Origin of the sequence: Liquorilactobacillus sicerae (genome assembly GCF_029916425.1) — a bacterium.
Taxonomy (GTDB): domain Bacteria; phylum Bacillota; class Bacilli; order Lactobacillales; family Lactobacillaceae; genus Liquorilactobacillus; species Liquorilactobacillus sicerae.
This window is the reverse complement of record NZ_JAHAVQ010000266.1, coordinates 1-433: the sequence shown is the minus strand read 5'-3', so window position 1 is coordinate 433 and position 433 is coordinate 1. Positions and strand designations below refer to the sequence as shown.

The following is a 433-nucleotide window of genomic DNA, read 5'->3' as shown; positions in this document are numbered from 1 at the left end:
CTTATAAAGTCTTGAATCAATACTCAAATCTTTTTGAATTTGAGTGGCAATTTTCTCAGCTTGCGAATCCGAATCAACAGCAGATCTTGCAGATTCTTTAACAATCACAGAAAACTTAGAGTGCAAAGTTGAAGCAATATCACCATCAATCAGGTATTTTCCCTTTTGAGCAGACTCAATCGTCGCTAATACTCCTCCATCTTTGTCCCCAACAGCCTGTTCCAATTTATCAAATTCTTTCGTTGAAAGGTTTTTGCCGTTTTGAGTTATTAATCGATCAACATCTTTTTTCATTTTAGTCACCGTTTTTGGATCACTAGGCTTGTAATCATCCAAATCATTAATGACATTATTGATATTTCGTTTTGACCGTTCAACCTGCTTATATTGTTTTTCAGACATTTTTACTCCACCAAATGAAGCTCGCGGATAC

The 433-nt window shown here is 35.6% G+C and carries 1 protein-coding gene; it reads right to left on the bottom strand.

The genetic code is table 11. The annotated features are described in order from the left end of the window. On the bottom strand, positions 1-402 hold a 402-nt coding region (locus tag KH893_RS12370; RefSeq protein ID WP_281166347.1), incomplete at its 3' end, for a hypothetical protein. Positions 403-433: the final 31 nt, after the last annotated feature.